Below are 16,539 nucleotides of genomic sequence, written 5' to 3' on the forward strand. Positions count from 1 at the left end.
GTGGTGCCCATCACCACCTGCAGGAAGTCAGGATAACAGGTCGGACGGGGAATCAGCATCCCGCCAGGCTGGCCCGTCCTGTAGATTTCTGGTGCAAGTGCGCGCCGCAAACGCAGCGCGGCGGCCCAGGGGCCGCCGCGGTTGAGTGGTATGCGTTGTTGCCTGGGGAGACAATCAGTCCACCAGCGCAATGTCCCCTGAACCCATCACCGAGAAGGAGTCCGACCCGGGGCGACGCAGCACGATGTCTCCGGACCCCATGACCGCACCTTCGCCCCGGTCGGCCTGCAGGTTGCGACCGAGGAAATCCCCGGAGCCCATGATATTGACCCGCACGGTCCCCACGCGGCCATTGACCACGATATCACCGGAGCCCTTGATATCCGCTTCCAGCATCTCTCCGGCAAAGCTCTCAAAACTCAGATCGCCGGAGCCGCGGATTGCCATCTCACCACGCACTGACAGCACGGTGCCCAGGGCCAGGTCGCCGGAACCTGTCACCGAAGCCTGCAGGGACTCTGCAGCAACCTTCGCCACCCGCAGGTCACCAGACCCGGTCACCGCCAGTACAAGCGACTCACTCTCCAGGGTTTCAGCAGTGGCCTCACCGGAGCCGGTCACTGCCACCGCATCGATGGCCGGCAGCGACACCCGGTACTTCACCGACTGGCCGTTACTGACAGTGATAAACCCAAAGAAGCGCTTGTGGTTGGGTTCCACCCACAGTTTGAGGGTATCGCCCCTCACTTCGGCCCGCGCGAGGGCCACCGCTTCCGGCTTGCCGCTGGCAACCACAGAAAAGCTTTCACCCTGCACGATCTCCAGATAGGAGCTCCCCTCCAGATCGATACGGGTGAAACCAGACAGGTCAAATGCCTGCTCGATCGTTTCCCGCGCCAGTGCGGGGGAGCTCAGCACAGACAGCATCAGGGTTACAGCCGCCAGGGCGGCATTGAGGCGGGATAAAAAGGTCATGGATGTTTCTCTCACGTTCAGTTCCTCGATACACCAATGACGCAACCAGTGGGCGGTTCGGATGCACCGGGAAAAAGATTTCTCGCAAATCAGCCGCAATCTGCCTCGCTGAAGCCCGCATCGGTCAGTGCGGCGCGGAGCTTGCGGGCCTCCCCGGCCAGCTCTTCGACACTGGCGGGCTTCTGCTTTGAAAAGTCCAGGTCACCAAGCTCCTCGACGGGGATCAGGTGGATGTGGGTATGAGGCACTTCCAGGCCGGCCACCATCACCCCCACACGCTTCGGGCTGTAAACGGCTTTCAATCCCTTTGCGACCCGCTGCGCCACGTGCATCAGGTGGGCAGACAAATCCCCCGGGACGTCGTCCCAGTGATCGATTTCCTCGACCGGAATGACCAGGCAGTGCCCGGGCTTGATGGGGGCGATGGTCATGATCGCCACAGCCCTGTCATCCCGCCAGATGAAGTGGCCGGGCAGGTCACCGTTCATGATCTGGGTAAACACGCTCGCCATGATGCTGGGTTCTCCTTGTCTCCACGCAAAATTGTCCGCCGGCCGGGCCCTCGCCAGCCCCTCCGGCACACCGAATGAGACTACGCAGTCTACCAGTTTCGCCCACCGACGCAGCTGTTGTTTTGGGGCGCCATGGGGCGCGGCAGGCGCAAGGAGAGGTTTGGCGCCGGCAACTGTTCAGTGACCGCCCAGCCACAGCTGGTAAACACTTAACCCGAGGAAGCAGGTGACAATTTTTTGACAGTCCATTGGCAGTTACCGGCACTTGCCCTAGTCTGCCTGCCTATCGAGAGAGCGCAGTCGCCGAAAGGCTCCCGGCCACAGACCGCCCGTGCGGACACAGCCCTGGGGCACCGGCACAAAAGCGCCAGATGAGGTACTTCAATTCGCGGAAATCGATTGTATCCAGGGACGGGTAAGAAACAGCAGCGGACTTGGTCGCGAGGTCACAGGGAAGATGACCGGTGCGATCACGGCAACAGACCGCGCTCGAACCTATTTGGGGGAATCAAGAGATGACGACGCTATTAGACCGTGTGGGCGGCACCCGCTTCGTAAACGATACGGTTGCAGAGTTTTACACAGCCATCGGTCGCCACCTGTCAGACCAGGACCGCTGCGACCATCACAAGCAACAGAGCCGCCAGGCCCAGTTCCTGAACCACGCTCTCTCAGAACCACCCGAACCAGTCCGTTCCAGCCGCGCCAGCTTCCTCGCCCGGGGCCTGAATCCGACCCTGTTCGAGGCACTGCTGGAGTTCCTCGAAGCACGGCTCACCGAACTGGGATTTTCCTGCCAACTGAGCTCCGCGCTGATGGAAAGCGCCAGCAATCTCTATAGCGACTGCGATCCGGAACTGGCCATCGCCTGCTGATCCCTCCGGTTGCGACATGGCGGAGCGCTCAATACAATGGCGCTTCGCAGCCTTTATTCCCCGTATGCCCCTCTGCATTCGGTAAGCGCTACTCAATACACCCTTCATTCCAGAGAATTCCCCATGAAGATTGTCAACCACTCCGTAGTGGAGATGCACTACACCCTGAAAGACGCTGAAGGCACAGTCATCGACTCGTCCTCCGGCGGTGAGCCGCTGAAGTACCTGCAGGGTGTCGGCAACATCATCCCCGGACTGGAGCGCGAAATGCTCGACAAGAGCGCAGGCGACAAGTTTACCGCTGTCATTCAGCCGGAAGAGGCCTATGGCCCCCAGAACCCGGAGCTGATCCAGACCCTGCCCCGCAGTGCTTTCGGCGGTGTCGAAGAGCTCAAGGTAGGCATGGCGTTCCGCGCGCAGAGCACCGAGGGTCAACCCATCGAAGTGGAAATCATCGACATCGACGGTGACAACGTCACCATCAACGGCAACCATCCGCTGGCGGGTGTCGAGCTGCACTTCGATATCGAAGTCGTGTCCGTGCGCGAGGCGACTCCGGAAGAGATCGACCACGGCCACGTGCACTGATCTCCCGGGCGGCGGCCGCGGCCGCCGCCTCCTCTCCCCCTCCCTGCCCACTTGATGACTGCCCTTCCCGCGCATTTTGCGCCCTCCGCGACCTGCCGCTACCATTCGCTCAACACACCGTCACGGAACCAGCATGCCCCGCTCGCTGCCCGACCGGATCATCCTGTTTGATAGCCTCTGCAACCTGTGCAACGGCTGGGTACGGCTGGTCCTGCGCCATGATCACAGGGCACTGTTCACCCTGTGCCGTGTACAATCCGCCGCCGGCCAGCAGCTGCTGGAAGAACTGGGCCGCCCGCGGGACACCTTTGATACGGTGCTCTACCTGGAGCGGGACGACACCGGTCGCCAGCGGGTCTATGAGAGAAGCACCGCGGCACTGCGTGTCCTCGGGCAACTGCCGGCGCCCTGGAAAGCGCTGGCGATACTCCGGTTAGTGCCGAGTGCGATCCGCGACTGGATCTATGACCGGGTGGCGCAAAACCGCTATCGCCTGTTCGGGCGTAGCGAGCAGTGCCGACTGCCCGGCGCAGAGGAAAAACCGAGATTTCTTGAAGAACTGGAAGAGAATGAAGCTGACTGAGCAATATCGACAGCGCTTTGGCGGCATCGGCCGGCTCTACGGAGAAGCCGCGCTGGAAACACTGCACGCGGCCCACTTCATCGTGATCGGCATCGGCGGTGTCGGCAGCTGGACTGCCGAGGCCCTGGCGCGCTCGGGGGTCGGCAGCCTCACCCTGATCGACCTCGACGATGTCTGTATCACCAATACCAATCGCCAGAGCCATGCGCTGCAGAGCACCATCGGCCAGATCAAAGTCGACGTGACTGCGGAGCGCCTGCGTCAGGTCAACCCGGAGATCCAGATCGAAACCGTGGAAGACTTTGCGGCTTCCGACAACCTGGCGGAGCTGCTGGATCCGACTCTGCGCCCCATCGATATCGTCATCGATGCCATCGATGCGGCCCGGGTCAAAGCGGCAATCGTGGCCTACTGCAAGGCGCGCAAATTGCGCCTGGTCACCGTGGGCTCCGCCGGGGGCAAAAGGGATCCGGCGCAGGTCACCAGCGCCGACCTGGGACGCACCACCAACGACCCGATGCTGGCCAAGGTGCGTCAGCACCTGTACCGGTTCCACAATTTCCAGAAATCCCGCAAGCGGCAGTTCGGGGTCGATGCGATCTTCTCTCCCGAGCCCATGGTCTATCCCCAGCCGGATGGCCAGGTCTGCCAGCAGAAATCCACCATGCAGGATGGGGTCAAACTGGACTGCAGCGGCGGCTTCGGCGCCGCCACCATGGTCACCGGCACGTTTGGCTTCGCCGCCGCCAGTCGGGGTATCGAGCGGCTGCTGCAGAAAACACAGTGACAGGCGGCATACTGGCCACACCGGCTCCGCGCATCACTGCGCGGATTCGACAAACTGCAGTGCCTGGCGCAACAGCGCGTAAAAGCCGTTGCTGCGCGACTGGCTCAAGTGCTGACGAAGGCCGAGATCTGCAAACAGGCGATCGAAATCTGCAGCGGCAATCTGACTGCCCGTACGGCCATCAATCTGCGACAACAGCAATGCCGCCAGTCCCCTGACCACCCGGCTGTCGCTGTCCACGGCAAAATAATGCCGACCCTCCTGCTGCCGGTGCACGAGCCATGCCTCCGACTCACAACCCTGCACCAGGTTTTGGGCCGAGCGGATCCCCGGCTTGGTGGTGATCGACTTGCTCCAGCGCATCAGTTCCCGGTAGCGATCCTGCCAATTCCGCTGGGATGCGAGCCGCTCCAGGCGCAGGGCGGAAAGGTCGTCAGCCAGCCAGTCGTCCCCGGCCGCGGCCGCGGCCGCGGCAGCACTGTCCACCGGCTCTGTGACCCGTTGGAAATCCCGCACCGCTTCCAGAAACGCCTCGCAATCCTGCCAGGTCGTGTAACCTGCCACAGACGCCCGCACGGTGGCACCCTCCCCCGAAGCCCGGATCAGCGGCTGTGCGCAGTGATGGCCGACCCGCACGGCAATGTCCCTCCCATCCAGCCACAGGGCCAGATCGGCCGGGGCCGCGTCCACCGGCGCAAAGGCGACGATGCCGAGATTGTGCTGGGGCTGGCTGAGCAACCGCAGGTGCGGGAGCTGCGACAGTTCCCGGTGCAGCCACTGCAGCAGTGCCTGCTCGTGTGCCGCCATGGCACCCCGGTCCTGCTGCGCCAGGAAATCGAATGCCGCACCCAGCCCCGCCAGCCCGGCCAGCGGCGATGTGCCGGCTTCAAACTTGTGGGGAAGATCCGCGTAGACACTGTGGAGCAAACCCACCTCCGCGATCATTTCTCCCCCGCCCTGCCAGGGCGGCATCGCTTGCAAAAGCGCCTCGCGACCGTATAGCAGGCCCACACCCGTTGGTCCGTAAAATTTGTGCGCCGAGCAGACGAAAAAGTCACAGCCCAGTGCCTGCACGTCCACCACTTCATGGGCCGCCAACTGGGAGCCATCCACGACCCAGTGCAAGTGCCGGCCCCGGAGTTTTTCGGCGATCGCAGCCAGGTCCGGCCTCAGGCCCAGGGCATTGGAACCGCCCGTCAGGGAAACGATACGGGTGCGATTCCCAAGCATCTCATCCAAGCGGTCGAACTGTGGCACTCCGGCGGTGTGGGGCACGTAGCGCAGCTGCAAATGATAGCGCTCTGCCATCATCTGCCAGGGAACAAGGTTGGCGTGATGCTCGATGGTGGACAGCACAATTTCATCCCCGGGCTCAAGGCCGGCGCACAGGCTGTAGGCCAGCAGGTTGAGCGCCTCGGTGGCACCGCGGCAGAAAACGATCTCCCGGCTCGAACGGGCATTCAGGAACGCCGCCGCGCGCTGGCGCGTCTGCTCCACCATCTCCGTGGCCTGTCGCGCGAGCCGATGGCTGGAGCGATGGGTGTTGGCATTGGAGTGCCGGTAAAAATCCGCGACGGCATCGATCACCATAGCGGGGCGCTGGGTGGTGGCGGCATTGTCCAGATAGACAAGGTTGCGGTTTTCCGGCTGTGCAAAGAGGGGAAACTGGCTGCGGAAAGTCTCTGCAGAATGTTCGCTGTTTTTCTCGTGGTGGGTCATAAGGCAAAGAGTCGCTCGGTATTCTCCCGGGTTTGCCGCGCAACGTCCTCGATGGTCGTGGAGCGCAATTCTGCCAGCGCCGCGGCGATATCCGGCAAGAGTTCAGGACTGTTGCGCTGCCCCTGCCGGCCACTGAGTGGCATATCCGGCGCATCGCTTTCCAGCAACAGGCATTCCACCGGTACCGCGGCCACCGTCCGGCGCGTCTTCGCGGCCCGCTCATAAGTGATGGTGCCGCCGATACCGAGGAGGAAACCCAGCTGCCAGTATTCCCGGGCGATTTCCTCGCTGCCGCTGAACGCGTGAATCACACCGCCCCTGGGCGGCCGCAATTCCTTGATCAGCCGCAGGGCTTCCGCGTGATAACGGTGTACATGAACGATCACCGGCAAATCCAGTTCACAGGCCACCGCCAGCTGTAAACGGAACACCGCCTCCTGCCGCTCCAGCGGCACATCGATCGCCTTGTCGAGTCCACACTCCCCGATCGCCACACACCCCTCGCGGTTCGCCTGCCCGAGGAGTTGCCGCTGCAATTCATCGTCCGCCACATCCAGGTCCCGGATCCACCAGGGGTGCAAGCCCGCGGCACCGTACCACCCCTCCTGCCCGTGAATCAGCTGGAACAGGTTGTCCCACTGCTCGATACTGACACCGGGAATAATCATGCCTGTCACGCCGCGGGCGCGGCATCTCTCCCACACCGTGTCACGGTCAGGGGCAAAATCGTCGAAGTCGAAGTGGCAATGACTATCAAACAGTTCCAAAGCAGCTCCGTATCCAGTCGGGCAATCACCCCGGAAGTTTAACACCTGTACCTCGGGCAGACCCGGCGCGTCGCTCGCGGTAGAATGCCCGCGTAGTTTTCCGGAGAGTTACCCGTGCTAGAAGCAGTCCTGCCGCTGGTGCTGTTTGTCTTTGCCACCAGCATCACACCCGGCCCCAACAATATGATGATCATGGCCTCCGGGTTGAACCACGGCGTAGTACGCTCGCTGCCGCATTTCATGGGAATATGCCTCGGCTTTCCAGCCATGATCATGGCCATCGGGCTGGGGCTCGGCACTGTCTTCGAGCAATTCCCCCTGTTGCACCACCTGATTCGCTGGGCGGGCATTGCCTACCTGCTCTACCTGGCCTGGGTTATCGCAAGCACCCGTTCGGTGGACGGGAAAGACAGCTATTCGCCGTTTACCTTCTGGCAGGCCGCCGCTTTTCAATGGGTCAACCCCAAGGGTTGGGTCATGGCTGTCGGCGCGCTGGCTGCATTCTCCACTCCGGGGGGGAGTACCTGGCTGGATGCGGGCCAGATCGCCCTCACCTTCATTTTTGTCGGAGGCCCGTGCATTACCATCTGGATGCTGTTCGGTGTTGGCATGCAGCGCATCCTGCAAGAACCCCTGCAGCTGCGGCGATTCAATATCGCCATGGCAATACTGCTTGTCGTCAGCGTGATTCCCATGGCGCTGGACTGACAGGGTCGTCAATTACCCTATCTCGTCTTCCACGACCGACAGGACCGACCGCGGGGCAGGCATTTCCACTGGGTTCACACAATCCCCCCTTGAATCCCCTCACGTTCATCCCAAGCCTCTTGAATACAGGCGGGGCAAGATGCCCTTTGAATCCGTCTACTCGCAATATGGAGGTCGCTATGGACATGAAGAAACTCGCACCATGGAACTGGTTGAAGGAAGAAGAGGCTTCACACGCTTCCGGCATGCACCCGGACACCGAGCCCCAGCGACACGCATCGGCCATGGCCCGGATGTATGACCGTCTCGACCAGATGTTCGACGAGCTGTTCCACAGCTCCAGTCACGGCAACGCAGGGAAACAGGGTGCGCCGTCCGACATCCGCGCCGAAACCCTGCTGCTCAAGCCAAAGGTCGACATCGCCGCGACGGAACAGGCTTACACCATCACCGTGGAAACGCCAGGTGTGCAGGAAAAGGATATCCAGCTCGAGTTGCTGGGTTCCACGCTGACCATCAGCGGCGAGAAAAAGCGCTCACACCGCGAGGGTGAAGAGCCGCACTTTTACCGGATCGAGCGCAGTTTTGGCACATTCCAGCGCATCCTCTCTGTGCCGAGGGATGCAGAGCTGGATGGTATCGAAGCCAACTTTGCCAACGGCCTGCTGGAGATCCGCTTGCCCAGGGTGATGGAAGAGCAACAGAGGGGCAAAAGGATCGATATCGCCACTGCGGCCTGACGACCAGGCAAACCGCGGTAACCGCACCCATCATCGCAGCGGCCAGCCCCAGCGGGCGGCCGCTCTCACCGTAAAGAAATAACAGGAGAAATCCAACGGGAGGCAATCATGCAACTCTGGAAAATACTGACCGTGTTCGCCGCCCTCAGCCTGATCACTTCCCAGGGCTCTGCGGCCATTACTGGCGTGAAGGAAACGGGAAACATCCGCTATGTATCCGGCGGTGTCGGTGAAGCGGCACGCAACGAATTCGAGCGCGCAGCCGAAGCTTTCGACGTGAAACTGGAACTGGCCACGGCTTCCGGTGCATATCTCGCCAGTACAAACGTGTGGGTTTTCGGCCCGGGCGGGCAACAGCTGCTCGCCACAACCACGAGCGGGCCACTACTGCTGCTGGACCTGCCTGCGGGCAGTTATCGCATTGAAGCAGAGCACGACGGCCGCAGGCAGGGAGCCCGGGTGACAGTGGCCGAAGGTGAGAAAGTAAAGCCACTGACCCTGTCCTGGGCCCAATAGGGCAAGGGTACTAAAGTGGCCCGGATGGGCCACCAACAAAAAGGCTCCCCCGTTCAGCCCTCCTGAGTGGAGGGCTGGATACCCGAGCGGCCCTCGCCTCAGGAGGGCTGAGCGCCGGAGCGGGCCTCGCGCTCTGCCCGGCCCACCTCCAGCTCCACCCGGAAATTCTTCACCATCTGCCGCAGGAAAAGCCGCGGCGCGAGCTTGTAGAGGTAGGCCCCGAGCAGCGACTTGTCACGGGGGAAGAGCCGCTCCTTGCCACTTTCCAGAGCATCGACGATGCGCTCCGCCATCCACTCCGGCGTGCGCACCTGGCCGATGGTGCTCTGCTTGTGTTTGGCGCGGCCGCCATCGCCGGAGAGGGCATTGTGCTCGATGTTGGTGGCAACAAAGCTCGGATAAACCATCAGAACACGGATACCCTCTTCCCGCACTTCCTCGCGAAAGGTTTCAAAATACTGGTGCAGGGCGCTTTTCGCCGCACAGTATCCTGCACGCCCGAGAACCGGCATCCAGCCGGCCATGGAGCTGATATTGGCCACGCAACCCCCTGCGCGGCGGAGCGGTTCCAGCAACCCCTGCGCCAGCTCTACCGGGGCGTGGTAGTCCACCGCCATCACCCGGCGAATCACACGATTGCTGGTCAGCGTAGAGAGGCTGCGGTGGGTGATGCCGGCGTTATTTACCAACAGGTCGACCCGGTCAAAGGCCTGCCTCAATTCTCCCACCAGCGCGGCGACCGCCTCCTCGTCTGAGAGATCGGCGACAAACACCTGCGCCTCCAGGCCGCGCTGGCGCAGGCTTTCTGCCCGCTCCTCCAGAGCGTCCCGGTCGATATCGATCAGGGCAAAGCGGGCCTGCTCGCGCGCAGCCAGCGCCTCCACAGTGGCCCAGCCCAGACCGCCAGCGGCTCCGGTGACAATGAAAACTTTTCCGGTACCCGCCGCTGCAGCGCTCATGCCGAGCCCTCCAGCGCCGGCGTCCCGGCCGCACTGACATCAATACCCAGCGCTTCCCGGGCAAAATAGGTGAATGCCTCGGCGGAAGTCTTCTCGGGCACGAATCCCAGTTCTTCTTTCAGTTTGCGATTCAGCAGCACCGGGCGGTACTGCAGGAACATCACCTGTCCCGGCTGGTTGTCGGTCAGGTGCAGGCCATATCCGATACCCAGCAGCGCCTTTACCAGCCAAACCGGCGGACGGCGCAAGGGCTTGCCCAGTAGCCGCGCGATCTCTTCCGGCGTCAGGGCGCCATCACCGGCCAGGTTGTAGATACCTGCCGCATCGCGGGTTACCCCGTACTCGATCGCGCGGATGACATCCTGGTCCCAGATAAAGACAAACGGGGAATTGTGGCCGCCCGGGTCGACGATGGCGCTGCTGGAAAACAGCTTGGCGATCTTGTTGCTGGTATTGGCACCGACAATGGAACAGGGCCTGAACACCAGCTGCCGGAGTTTGGGGTAACGGCTGCGGTAGGCCGCCAGCATTTCCTCCACCAAACGCTTGTGGTCGGAATAGGCAAATTCGCGATTGCCCCGCAGGCGATGGTGTTCTTCCAGCCATTCGGGATTGTCCGCATGGTACCCATAAGCCGCACCGCTGCTGGTTACGGTAATATGTTTGACCCCAGCATGGACGCAGGCCTTGAGCACGTTTTCCGTGCCCTCCACGTCAATTCGGTACTCTTTCTCCCGATCGCGCCCCGACGACATCACCGATGCCAGGTGCACCACATGGGTGATGGACTCCGCGCGCATCAGCTCGCCGAGGGCAGGATCACAGATATCGAGAGTAAAAATCGGGAACTTTGCCCGGCGCGAGCGGATATCCACCCCGACCACGGACATCTCCCTCGCCAGTAATTCTCCCAGCTGCAGGCCTACATACCCGGCCGCGCCGGTAATCAGCACTTTCTTTTCACTCATAAATGTCTACTTTTTTCTTATCGGTTTTGCAGTTCAGGCACACCGGCGGCAGCGCTGCTATGCAGTGTCCGGTTTTTCCGTTCCCCGTAATTCCAGATTCCAGCCAGCGCGAGGCCGGCTACCAGGTGCCAGACACCCCAGAAACCGGCCACCACCAGCATTTCACCGGCGGACGGGTAAAAAGTGAAGAGGATGGCGAGTGCCAGCCCGGAATTCTGGATTCCCACCTCCATCGTCACCGCACGCCGGTCGCCCACCGGCAGGCGCATGGCGCGGCTGCTCATGTCGCCGATCCAGAACGCCAGGGCGTTGTGGGCAATCACCAGCAACAGCACGGCGCCGGCAACCTGCAGGGCGGTCTCCCAGTGTTTGGAAAAAGAAATCACCACGAACAGCAGGAAAACCAGCAACGAAGCGGTGCGGAAATAGCGCTCACTGGCACGCACGAAGCCCGGGAAGCGTGCGCCGACCACCATGCCCACCAGCATCGGCAATGCCAGCACCAGCAGCACCAGGGTAATCATGTTCTCCGCCGGCAGGGCAATCTCCTGCAAAAGGCTGCGGGTGTGGGGATTGAGACTCCCGTAGAGGGCGAAATTGAGCGGGGTCATCACCACCGCGGCCAGGCTCGACACCGCCGTCATACTCACGGAAGTGGCGACGTTGGCGCGCCCGATCCAGGTCATCACATTGGAGAAAGTTCCGCCGGGACAACAGGATACGAGGATCATGCCCAGCGCCAGCCCAGGCCGTACATTCAACACATAGGTGGCGAGGCAGGTCAGGGCCGGCAGGAGCAGGAACTGGGCGATCAGGCCTGTCACCGGCGCTACCGGCCGGCGCAGCACCGCGGCGAAGTCCGCCGGGCGCAGGCCCAGGGAGACGCCGAACATCATGAAAGCCAGTACCGCGTTCAGCAGCAACAGTGCCGCCGGCGACATCTGGAAACTGCTGACCGCCGACAGGGTATCGTCCACTATGCTGCTCCCGCGCTGGTTACCAATTGCTCAGTATCCCGCGGTGACAGATCCCGCTTCAAGTCTGCGGTGTGACTGCGCAGTGCCTTCAGGTAACTATCCTTGTGCACGTAATAGGCCATGCGCTCCAGATCCAGGTAGTTCATACCCCCATCCGCACGCACCAGGGCCTTCTCGCGCTTCACCTGGCGCAGTGCCTCCGCAGAACTGGCACCATAGGACAGCTGGCGGATGTAGAGGGCTACCAGTTCTGCCTGCTCGTTGCGCCCTTCCCAGCCGAGACCGGCCGCCTCCACCATGCCCATCAGGAACAGGTTGTCGTACTCCGGGTGGAACACGTTGAGGTACAGGCGCGGCGCGAAGCCCTGCCAGTTCAGCTCCGCCTGATCGATAAACGGATAGTGAAGCTTGTAACCGGTGGCCAGCATCACCATGTCGTAGTCGGCACTGAAGCCGTCCTTGAAGGTCACGGTGTGTCCGTCGATGGAAGCGATATCTTTGCGCGGATGGATATCGCCATGGCCGATATGGTGCAGGACCAGCGAGTTCACCACCGGGTGCGATTCGAACATCTTGTAGTCGGGCTCCGGCAGGCCGTACTGGCTCGGGCGCCCCAGCATCAGCTTGCTGATCGCCGCGCTGATCCGCTGCTGCAGCCAGCGTGGCAGCTTGATCTTGCCACCCACGGCATCAGTGGGCTTGCCGCCGATGAACTTGGGCAGGAAGTAATACCCCCGGCGCAGGCTGAGGTCGACACTCTTGGCCCGATGCGCGGCATCCACGGCGATATCGGCACCACTGTTGCCACAGCCGACCAGCAGCACCCGCTTGCCATCGAAAATGGCCGGATCGCGGTAATCCTTTGAATGCAGCAGCTCGCCGGCAAACTCACCGGGCAACTCTGGCACATTCGGGTGATGCAGGGTGCCGTTGGCGATCAGCAGGCCACCGAAAATCCGGGTCTGCTCCTCGCCGTTGCAGCGGGTGGTGATCTTCCAGTCGTCGCCTCTGCGCTCGCAGCGGACCACCTCGGTATTGAACTCGTAGTAGTCGTACAGGCCGAATTCCTGCGCATAATCGCGGAAATACTGCTTCAGTTCGGCGTGATGGGGAAACTGGGCCACCGAGTCCTTCATCGGGAACTCGGCGAATTCCGTCATCTTCTTCGAGGAAATCAGGTGCGCCGACTCGTACATGGTGCTGGTGGGACTGTCGATATCCCACAGACCACCCACATCACTGTGGATTTCAAACCCGACACAGGGAATGCCGTACTTGCTCAGGTTGCGTACTGTACAGAGGCCCATGGGGCCCGCGCCGATCACCGCATAGGGCTTCATTGTTCTTCTCCGGTGGCACTGTTCGTCTTGCCCGGCAATATACCGTGACAACCCCCGGGCAGGTCGTCATAATCGGGCAACCATTGGTTAATTCCGGACAGCAGCAGTGACACCGGCCGACAGCAGAACCGTTACTCTCAGCTATACAAGGGCAATTCTGGCGGCCCTGAATAGCCTTGAGCTCGAAATCCCCGAAGCAGCCGCTCCGATCCTGTCCGGGATAGACGAAAATGACCGTGTCCCCATGGAGATCCAGGAACAGTTCTGGAGCGCCCTCGCCGAGGCCCATCCGGATCCCCTGCTGGGCATCCGCATCGGCCAGGCGATGCACCCGACCCAGATGGGGCTGGTCGGCTACCTGCTGATGACCCAGCGCACCCTGGGGGAGGCCATCAACCAGCTGCTGACCTACCATCCGCTGGTGGGCGAAGGCGGCCAGTTTGAACTGCGCCGCGGCGCCCACCACGCCGACCTCTGCTACCAGCCCAATTACCTGCGCTGCGCGCGCCTGCGCGTCGAGACCGTACTGTCCGCCTGTTTAAACCAGACCCGCAGCATGACCGGTAACCAGTTCAGGCCCCAGAGCCTGCTGCTCGCCTACCCGGCCCCCTCCCTGGCACTGCAGCAACAATACCAGAACCTGCTGCAGGCGCCGGTACAGTTCAACGCCCCGGTGTCCGCCATACGCCTGCGGCCACAGGACCTGGACACTCCCCTCGTCGCCGCAGACCAGCAGGTGATGGCGCGCCTCAAGCCCGAGGCCGATGCGCTGCTCAAGTCCCTGAAACACAAGAGCCTGCAACTGCGTGTCGCCCACCTGTTGCAGCAGGAACCCCAGCTGACCCGCGAACAGGTGGCCAGCCGCCTGTGCATCAGCCCCCGCCACCTGGGACGTAAACTTCAGGAAGAAGAAGCGAGCTTTCGCGCGATTCAGGATGAAGTGAGAAGCCATTACGCCTGCCAGTGGCTGCGCCAGAAGGACCGCAACAATGCGGAAATCGCTGCGGCACTCGGCTACTGCGACGAGAGCGCCTTCGGCAAGGCCTTCCGGCGCTGGACCGGGTTGTCCCCAAAGAACTACCGCAATCAGTACACGGCGGACTGAGCGCTGGCGAGAAATGCCTGCAGCCTCGGCAACAGCGGGGCGAGGGATTTGTAGCGTGACTCATCGGGGGACATGCCCTTGACCGCTTCCGCCAGCGCCGCAACGGCACCGGGGACGGCGTGCAGGTCAGCCAGGGGATTCAATGAAACCCGGATGGTGAACACCACCGCACCCGTCTGTGGCAGGCGACGCAGTGACTGGCGCTCGACCCGCAGATAAAGGGGTCCGTCCGCCGCAGCCACATTGCCGCGTTGCAACAACTCCGGGGAACTCACCACCGACCAGTTGCTGCGCCAGACGGGGTAGTCCGCCAGCAGGTGATCGAAGAAGCGCCCTACCTGTGCGGAGAGCTTATTCGCAAAGCCGGGCACCGGCTTGTGGATCTGGTCCAGAGGTCGACCGATCTTGTCCTCCAGCCGCCAGTAGCTGGGTGCCGCCAGCGAGGCGGCGGTGAGTTCATAGCCGCTGTCACCCGGCTGCAAAAGACAGAGGTCATCTGCTACCCACAGGCTCGCCCCCCACAGGGGGTGCCCGGCATCGGCCATGGACCAGCGCAGCACCGCCCCACCCTGCCGCCACTGCAGTGCATTGGCGGAGCGACGGTATTGCGGGGCATGGTCCCGGCAGAGATGTTGCAACAACAGCCCCCGCAGCTCTTCCTGCGCCTCTTGCGAGCGCGGTAACGCAGCAAAGACGCGCTCGCCAAGGGCCCGCCGGGCATTCAGCTTGTTGTGGTGGTAGTGATGCAGGTTCTGGCAGGGCTGGATCCAGCAGGCCGGATCCAGGCGCTGCAGGCCCATATGCACCAGTTCCCGGTGCTGCATGAACGGCAGCAGGAACGGTTCAGGCTGTGCATAGCGCCTGTCAGCGACAGGGTGCGGCAGAACCGCACCGGGTTTGCTCATGGGAGATCAGAGGGATGCCGTGGCCTGGGCAGATGCCGCGCGCAGGGCAGCGAGATCCTCGAGCCACACGATATCGGCGGGCACCACTTTCTGGCCGGTGGCACCGGACAGGGTGGCGCTCAGCTGGCGCAGCTGCTCGGCCTTGGCGATGCCCTCCTCGAGCGGCATTTCGACCCACAGCTGACCTTCCTGGTCGATGACGGTGCGGACGTCTTCGCCGTCCGCCTCAGTCAGGTGACGATCGATCGCGGAAGAACCGCCGGCCGGCAGGTAGATGGTGCCGTTGGTGAAATCGACCGCGAAAGCCACGATCCCCGGCAGGATACCGAACAGCAGGGCCGCACCATCCAGGATCACGACCACCGGATCCACGCGTCCGCCGGTCTGGCCCTTGCGCTCCGGGTACAGGAAGTAGCCACAGGCAGTCAGGTTCATCGCCATGGTCAGCAGGCAAGTGGCAGCGATGCTGCGCTTCACGGTCTTGTGCATTTCGTTTCTCTCGTTCGTCAGAGGATAAGGACCGGGCGGCTGGGATAGCACCACGGCTTCCAGCCGCCGCCCAGAGGAAAGTGGCCAAGCTTACCGAAACGCCGTTCCTGCGGAAAGTAGCGCCACCCCGGCGGTATGTGGCACAGGTCGCAAAGCCACGAGGAAACAGTCGAGCGAAACGCGCGCCTCTGGTTAAATCAGACCATAAAACCAAACAAGGAGAGCGTCATGCAGGCATTCGCACGCCTACCGTCCACACTGAAGACCCTGGCCACCCTGCTTATTGCCACCCTGGTGGTGAGCGCCTGCGCCGCCCCCGGCCAGACCCGCCAGGACCAGCGCCAGCATATCGACCGCACCGAGCAGGCAGTCCTGAATGAACTGTTCCAGCTCAAGCCCGACCTGCAGGGTGACCTGGCCCGCGCTCCGGGCTATGCAGTATTCAGCAACGTCAATGTCAACCTGCTGCTGGCCAGCGCATCCACAGGCTACGGCGTTGCGGTGGACAACCAGACCCGCCAGCGCACCTATATGAAGATGGGTGAGCTGGGCGTGGGGCTCGGCTTCGGGGTGAAAGACTTTCGGGCCCTGTTCCTGTTCGACTCCCCCGAGGTTATGGACCGCTTCGTGAACCGCGGCTGGTCTTTCGGCGGCCATGCCGATGCCGCTGTCAAAGCCCAGGACAAGGGCGCCGCGGTCGGCGGGGAAGTGGTTGCGGACGGCATGCGCGTATACCAGCTGACCGAGAGCGGTATTGCCCTGCAGGCCACTTTGAAAGGCACCAAGTTCTGGAAGGATAGCGAGCTGAACTGAGGCCCACCTGCAGTTGCGCGGCACGGTTCCCGCCATCGACGCAATGCCGGTGCCACCGGGACCAGCGCCGCGCAATCGAGCAAAACTTGACCAATCTGGCGCCAATTCCGGAACCCCGGGCGCGCACATCCCGGACACTGCCTAAACTTTAAACAGCGCCAGCTGCGGAATGTTAGGGAGCAGTAACCGATTTCTGAAAGTGCTGGATCTCGC

Annotated in this window: 19 protein-coding genes; 9 read left to right on the forward strand and 10 right to left on the reverse strand. The window is 62.3% G+C overall.

All coding sequences use genetic code 11. The annotated features are described in order from the left end of the window. Positions 1-174: 174 nt before the first annotated feature. Together LVD12_RS13600 and LVD12_RS13605 are read right to left on the reverse strand one after the other, a co-directional pair. Entirely contained in the window at positions 175-975 is an 801-nt protein-coding gene (locus LVD12_RS13600; protein ID WP_237068280.1) for a GIN domain-containing protein, read from the reverse strand. 89 nt (positions 976-1,064) lie between these two features. Next, positions 1,065-1,487, reverse strand: coding sequence for an HIT family protein (locus LVD12_RS13605; RefSeq protein WP_237068281.1), 423 nt, complete (start codon positions 1,485-1,487; stop codon positions 1,065-1,067). A gap of 515 nt (positions 1,488-2,002) precedes the next feature. Here LVD12_RS13605 and LVD12_RS13610 point away from each other — a divergent pair. The 4 genes from LVD12_RS13610 to tcdA all read left to right on the forward strand — a co-directional run bounded on the left by LVD12_RS13610 (position 2,003) and on the right by tcdA (position 4,320). Further along, complete coding sequence (locus LVD12_RS13610) at positions 2,003-2,362, forward strand: hypothetical protein (protein ID WP_237068282.1); 360 nt, start codon at positions 2,003-2,005, stop codon at positions 2,360-2,362. A 123-nt stretch (positions 2,363-2,485) separates the two neighbouring features. Beyond that, positions 2,486-2,950, forward strand: a complete 465-nt coding sequence (locus LVD12_RS13615) for an FKBP-type peptidyl-prolyl cis-trans isomerase (RefSeq protein ID WP_237068283.1) — start codon at positions 2,486-2,488, stop codon at positions 2,948-2,950. A gap of 133 nt (positions 2,951-3,083) precedes the next feature. After that, a complete protein-coding gene (locus LVD12_RS13620; protein WP_237068284.1) occupies positions 3,084-3,533 on the forward strand; it encodes a thiol-disulfide oxidoreductase DCC family protein in 450 nt (149 codons plus the stop codon). Next, a complete protein-coding gene (gene tcdA / locus LVD12_RS13625) occupies positions 3,520-4,320 on the forward strand; it encodes a tRNA cyclic N6-threonylcarbamoyladenosine(37) synthase TcdA (RefSeq protein WP_237068285.1) in 801 nt (266 codons plus the stop codon). Before LVD12_RS13620 ends, tcdA begins: the two co-directional genes overlap by 14 nt. 33 nt (positions 4,321-4,353) lie before the next feature. On the opposite strand, the gene LVD12_RS13630 is transcribed toward tcdA, so the two are convergent. Together LVD12_RS13630 and LVD12_RS13635 are read right to left on the reverse strand one after the other, a co-directional pair. Continuing rightward, entirely contained in the window at positions 4,354-6,039 is a 1,686-nt protein-coding gene (locus LVD12_RS13630; protein ID WP_237068286.1) for an aminotransferase class V-fold PLP-dependent enzyme, read from the reverse strand. Beyond that, a complete protein-coding gene (locus LVD12_RS13635; protein ID WP_237068287.1) occupies positions 6,036-6,806 on the reverse strand; it encodes a TatD family hydrolase in 771 nt (256 codons plus the stop codon). The genes LVD12_RS13630 and LVD12_RS13635 overlap by 4 nt, the downstream gene beginning before the upstream one ends. A gap of 114 nt (positions 6,807-6,920) precedes the next feature. Between LVD12_RS13635 and LVD12_RS13640 the strand changes: the two genes are divergently transcribed. From LVD12_RS13640 to LVD12_RS13650, 3 genes are all read left to right on the forward strand, one after another. Continuing rightward, on the forward strand, positions 6,921-7,514 hold the full coding sequence (locus LVD12_RS13640) for a LysE family translocator (protein WP_237068288.1): 594 nt from the start codon (positions 6,921-6,923) through the stop codon (positions 7,512-7,514). A gap of 179 nt (positions 7,515-7,693) precedes the next feature. After that, positions 7,694-8,254: an Hsp20/alpha crystallin family protein gene (locus tag LVD12_RS13645; RefSeq protein ID WP_237068289.1), complete on the forward strand. Its 561-nt coding sequence runs from the start codon at positions 7,694-7,696 to the stop codon at positions 8,252-8,254. A 108-nt stretch (positions 8,255-8,362) separates the two neighbouring features. After that, the gene (locus LVD12_RS13650) at positions 8,363-8,770 is read left to right on the forward strand and encodes a peptidase associated/transthyretin-like domain-containing protein (protein ID WP_237068290.1); all 408 of its coding nucleotides are present in this window, start codon (positions 8,363-8,365) and stop codon (positions 8,768-8,770) included. Between the two features lie 98 nt (positions 8,771-8,868). On the opposite strand, the gene LVD12_RS13655 is transcribed toward LVD12_RS13650, so the two are convergent. Genes LVD12_RS13655 through LVD12_RS13670 form a run of 4 tightly spaced genes read right to left on the reverse strand, consistent with a single transcriptional unit; the run spans position 8,869 to position 13,014 of the window. Continuing rightward, the gene (locus LVD12_RS13655; RefSeq protein ID WP_237068291.1) at positions 8,869-9,729 is read right to left on the reverse strand and encodes an SDR family NAD(P)-dependent oxidoreductase; all 861 of its coding nucleotides are present in this window, start codon (positions 9,727-9,729) and stop codon (positions 8,869-8,871) included. Then, the gene (locus tag LVD12_RS13660; RefSeq protein ID WP_237068292.1) at positions 9,726-10,697 is read right to left on the reverse strand and encodes an SDR family oxidoreductase; all 972 of its coding nucleotides are present in this window, start codon (positions 10,695-10,697) and stop codon (positions 9,726-9,728) included. Before LVD12_RS13660 ends, LVD12_RS13655 begins: the two co-directional genes overlap by 4 nt. Positions 10,698-10,714: 17 nt before the next feature. Continuing rightward, a complete protein-coding gene (locus tag LVD12_RS13665; RefSeq protein WP_237068293.1) occupies positions 10,715-11,674 on the reverse strand; it encodes a bile acid:sodium symporter family protein in 960 nt (319 codons plus the stop codon). After that, a complete protein-coding gene (locus LVD12_RS13670; RefSeq protein WP_237068294.1) occupies positions 11,674-13,014 on the reverse strand; it encodes a flavin-containing monooxygenase in 1,341 nt (446 codons plus the stop codon). Before LVD12_RS13670 ends, LVD12_RS13665 begins: the two co-directional genes overlap by 1 nt. A 106-nt stretch (positions 13,015-13,120) precedes the next feature. Here LVD12_RS13670 and LVD12_RS13675 point away from each other — a divergent pair, with 106 nt between their 5' ends. Then, positions 13,121-14,119, forward strand: coding sequence for an AraC family transcriptional regulator (locus LVD12_RS13675; protein WP_237068295.1), 999 nt, complete (start codon positions 13,121-13,123; stop codon positions 14,117-14,119). Here the strand turns inward: LVD12_RS13675 and LVD12_RS13680 are convergent. Both LVD12_RS13680 and LVD12_RS13685 read right to left on the reverse strand, forming a co-directional pair. Further along, positions 14,101-15,024 (reverse strand): heme-dependent oxidative N-demethylase family protein, encoded by a 924-nt coding sequence (locus LVD12_RS13680; RefSeq protein ID WP_237068296.1) that lies wholly within the window; start codon positions 15,022-15,024, stop codon positions 14,101-14,103. The two genes, LVD12_RS13675 and LVD12_RS13680, sit on opposite strands and share 19 nt — an antisense overlap. Positions 15,025-15,030: 6 nt before the next feature. After that, on the reverse strand, positions 15,031-15,513 hold the full coding sequence (locus tag LVD12_RS13685) for a hypothetical protein (RefSeq protein ID WP_237068297.1): 483 nt from the start codon (positions 15,511-15,513) through the stop codon (positions 15,031-15,033). 228 nt (positions 15,514-15,741) lie between these two features. Here LVD12_RS13685 and LVD12_RS13690 point away from each other — a divergent pair, with 228 nt between their 5' ends. After that, the gene (locus LVD12_RS13690) at positions 15,742-16,326 is read left to right on the forward strand and encodes a lipid-binding SYLF domain-containing protein (protein WP_237068298.1); all 585 of its coding nucleotides are present in this window, start codon (positions 15,742-15,744) and stop codon (positions 16,324-16,326) included. The last annotated feature ends 213 nt before the right edge of the window (positions 16,327-16,539 follow it).

It is taken from the genome of Microbulbifer guangxiensis (assembly GCF_021729075.1).
Taxonomy (GTDB): domain Bacteria; phylum Pseudomonadota; class Gammaproteobacteria; order Pseudomonadales; family Cellvibrionaceae; genus Microbulbifer; species Microbulbifer guangxiensis.

Coding starts and splice junctions, on each gene's coding strand:
- LVD12_RS13690 (WP_237068298.1), top strand. CDS start 15,742: ATGCAGGCATTCGCACGCCTACCGTCCACACTGAAGACCCTGGCCACC.
- LVD12_RS13605 (WP_237068281.1), bottom strand. CDS start 1,487: ATGGCGAGCGTGTTTACCCAGATCATGAACGGTGACCTGCCCGGCCAC.
- LVD12_RS13660 (WP_237068292.1), bottom strand. CDS start 10,697: ATGAGTGAAAAGAAAGTGCTGATTACCGGCGCGGCCGGGTATGTAGGC.
- LVD12_RS13650 (WP_237068290.1), top strand. CDS start 8,363: ATGCAACTCTGGAAAATACTGACCGTGTTCGCCGCCCTCAGCCTGATC.
- LVD12_RS13645 (WP_237068289.1), top strand. CDS start 7,694: ATGGACATGAAGAAACTCGCACCATGGAACTGGTTGAAGGAAGAAGAG.
- LVD12_RS13685 (WP_237068297.1), bottom strand. CDS start 15,513: ATGCACAAGACCGTGAAGCGCAGCATCGCTGCCACTTGCCTGCTGACC.
- LVD12_RS13680 (WP_237068296.1), bottom strand. CDS start 15,024: ATGAGCAAACCCGGTGCGGTTCTGCCGCACCCTGTCGCTGACAGGCGC.
- tcdA (WP_237068285.1), top strand. CDS start 3,520: ATGAAGCTGACTGAGCAATATCGACAGCGCTTTGGCGGCATCGGCCGG.
- LVD12_RS13655 (WP_237068291.1), bottom strand. CDS start 9,729: ATGAGCGCTGCAGCGGCGGGTACCGGAAAAGTTTTCATTGTCACCGGA.
- LVD12_RS13615 (WP_237068283.1), top strand. CDS start 2,486: ATGAAGATTGTCAACCACTCCGTAGTGGAGATGCACTACACCCTGAAA.
- LVD12_RS13610 (WP_237068282.1), top strand. CDS start 2,003: ATGACGACGCTATTAGACCGTGTGGGCGGCACCCGCTTCGTAAACGAT.
- LVD12_RS13600 (WP_237068280.1), bottom strand. CDS start 975: ATGACCTTTTTATCCCGCCTCAATGCCGCCCTGGCGGCTGTAACCCTG.
- LVD12_RS13670 (WP_237068294.1), bottom strand. CDS start 13,014: ATGAAGCCCTATGCGGTGATCGGCGCGGGCCCCATGGGCCTCTGTACA.
- LVD12_RS13630 (WP_237068286.1), bottom strand. CDS start 6,039: ATGACCCACCACGAGAAAAACAGCGAACATTCTGCAGAGACTTTCCGC.
- LVD12_RS13620 (WP_237068284.1), top strand. CDS start 3,084: ATGCCCCGCTCGCTGCCCGACCGGATCATCCTGTTTGATAGCCTCTGC.